This is a genomic window from Phyllobacterium sp. P5_D12, assembly GCF_054049495.1.
On the sequence record NZ_JBFUMG010000639.1, the window covers coordinates 1 to 2,374 of the forward strand.

Consider the following 2,374-nt stretch of genomic DNA (forward strand, 5'->3'; position numbering starts at 1 on the left):
GCTTCCCGTAGTGGTCGTTATTGCCGTCCGCCTCAAGCGTAATTCGTCGCAATTACTCATGCCGCTGGTTTTCTCCGCGCATGCTGGCTCCATGCTTGCGCTGACCGGAACGCCGGTAAACGTGCTGGTTTCCGAGGCCGGGCTTGACGCGGGGTTCGGCGGCTTCGGCTTCTTCGAATTCGCGCTTGTGGGCGTGCCACTTTTGGCAGGAACCATGGCCATCATCGTGCTGTTCGGAAAACAGCTGCTTCCCGAGCGCAACGGCGCCACCATGCCAGCCGATTTTAGCCGCCACGCCAAAACCCTGGTCGAGCAATATGGGCTCGCCAGCGGAATCTACCGGTTGCGGGTCCGGGCAAACTCACCTTTTGTCGGCGTGCCATCATCTGAAGTCGATCTATCCGCGCATCCGGGGCTGCAGCTGGTCGCCATACAGGAGGGCGAAACGGCCGGGCCGCTGCGCAGGCCCCTGGTCGCTGAGGGAGACCATCTTCTGATACGCGGTGAAGGTGACGCGGCCGCTGCATTCGCGGCCCAGATGCATCTTGCGTTTCGGGATGAGAAGGCGGCCGGCCAAGGCGAGGACACGCTGTTCAATCGCAGCTCCGGGCTTGCTGAAGTCGTCATCCCGCCACGCTCGGGTCTTATCGGGGAAAAAGTTTTCCCCGGCATGGTCACCGAAAGTGGAGATCTGATCGTTCTGGCGGTGCAGCGCCCAGGTTTGGAAACCGCCGCCATCAAAGCCAAAGGCGCAGGTGGAATCGAGCTGCAAGCTGGTGACACCATGCTGTTGCAGGGAACCTGGAAAGCTCTTGACGTTCACCTCGACGATCCAGACGTTCTGGTCGTCAATTCACCCGAACTGGTACGTCGTCAGGCCGTTCCCATGGGCCCGGGCGCGCGCCAGGCCATCATCATCTTGGTTGCAATGGTCTTGCTACTTGCGACCGGCATTGTGCCGCCGGCGGTATCCGGACTGCTTGCTGCCGGTGCGATTGTCCTGTCAGGCATCATGAATGTGGAGCAGGCCTATCGTGCGATTGGCTGGACGACGGTCATCCTCGTGGGTGCGATGATGCCACTTTCCACCGCGATGGTGGAAACCGGAGCGGCAAAGCTGATGGCGGAACATCTTGTCAATCTCGTCGGCGATGCCGGACCGGTAGCGCTGCTTGCTGGCTTGTTCATCCTGACCGCGATCATGGGCCAGCTCATCAGCAACACGGCAACCGCTCTGATCGTCATCCCGATCGGTGTGGCGGCTGCAACTGCAATGGGCATTTCGCCCCGTCCCGTGCTCATGAGCACGGCGGTGGCGGCGGCAGCGGCGTTCCTGACACCGATTGCCACGCCGACGAACCTGATGGTGATGGGGCCGGGCGGCTACGCTTTCAGCGATTACTGGAAGCTCGGCTTGCCACTGCTGATCTGGTTTTTTGTGGTTTCTGTCTTCATCGTGCCCCTGATCTGGCGTTTCTGATAACAGGTTTTGACGGTGGGCGATGGCGACCGGCTGGTCGTTGAAATCGAAGGCGTAGGCAAAATCTAAAATGTCGCCCGATAGTAATAGCGGCGAGGAGGGCAGGCGGCTGGTAGCAGTCTTCCAGGAATGATTAACCGGTCGCTCCATCGGGAAGCCGGGAATTCAAATAATCCAGTTCCACCTTGATTTTGTAGGGCAATCGGCGTCCGTGAGGAATAAGCGCTGTGATTTCGCGTTTTGGTACCCGGTAGTCCTGAAGAATCTCGGTGACATCACCGCCGAAAAGTTCTCGGGCAATGCAATACTCGGGTAAGATTGCAACCCCCAAACCACTTCTCACACCCGCGCTGTATACCCGCATTCGAGATCAATCAAAGGACCTGCCGGTAGGGGGGAGCTCAACCCCAGGCCGCTTTGACAGAACCGAGTCAACAAGGCCCCATTCCTTGGCTTCCTCCGCGGTCATGAAGTGATCTCGATCCAACGTCTTTTCCACATCCTCGAACGAGCGCCCGCAATGCTGCGCGTAGAGGCTGATCATTCGGTGCTTGGTTTGGCGCATTTCTTCCGCATGGATGAAAATGTCCGAGGCCTGTCCCTGGAATCCGCCGAGTGGCTGGTGCACATGAAGACTTGAATTGGCCAATGCAGTGCGGTGACCGGGTTCACCCGCCATCAGGAGGAAAGAACCCATGGACCGTGCAGTTCCCATGCATAACGCTGCGACGGGGCATGTGATGAACTGCATCGTGTCGTAGATCGCCAGACCACTGGTGATGACCCCACCGGGCGAGTTTATGTACATTGAAACCGGCTTCGTGGGGCTTTCCGATTCCAGAAACAGCAATTGCGCGCAGATGAGCGCTGCCATTCCATCCTCGACCTCACCAT

The 2,374-nt window shown here is 58.8% G+C and carries 3 protein-coding genes; 1 reads left to right on the forward strand and 2 read right to left on the reverse strand.

All coding sequences use genetic code 11. The annotated features are described in order from the left end of the window. Positions 1–1,480, forward strand: a 1,480-nt coding sequence (locus tag ACXJ5O_RS24615; RefSeq protein ID WP_457302199.1) for an SLC13 family permease, incomplete at its 5' end; no start/stop codon positions are given. A 133-nt stretch (positions 1,481–1,613) separates the two neighbouring features. On the opposite strand, the gene ACXJ5O_RS24620 is transcribed toward ACXJ5O_RS24615, so the two are convergent. Together ACXJ5O_RS24620 and ACXJ5O_RS24625 are read right to left on the reverse strand one after the other, a co-directional pair. Further along, positions 1,614–1,844 carry a LysR substrate-binding domain-containing protein gene (locus ACXJ5O_RS24620; RefSeq protein WP_457302200.1) on the reverse strand — a complete coding sequence of 77 codons (231 nt, stop codon included), beginning with the start codon at positions 1,842–1,844 and terminating at the stop codon, positions 1,614–1,616. A gap of 6 nt (positions 1,845–1,850) precedes the next feature. Beyond that, positions 1,851–2,374, reverse strand: a 524-nt coding sequence (locus ACXJ5O_RS24625; RefSeq protein WP_457302201.1) for an ATP-dependent Clp protease proteolytic subunit, incomplete at its 5' end; no start/stop codon positions are given.

What these genes read in the sequence shown, in the direction of transcription:
- ACXJ5O_RS24620 (WP_457302200.1), bottom strand. Translation starts at nt 1,844, where the DNA reads ATGCGGGTATACAGCGCGGGTGTGAGAAGTGGTTTGGGGGTTGCAATC.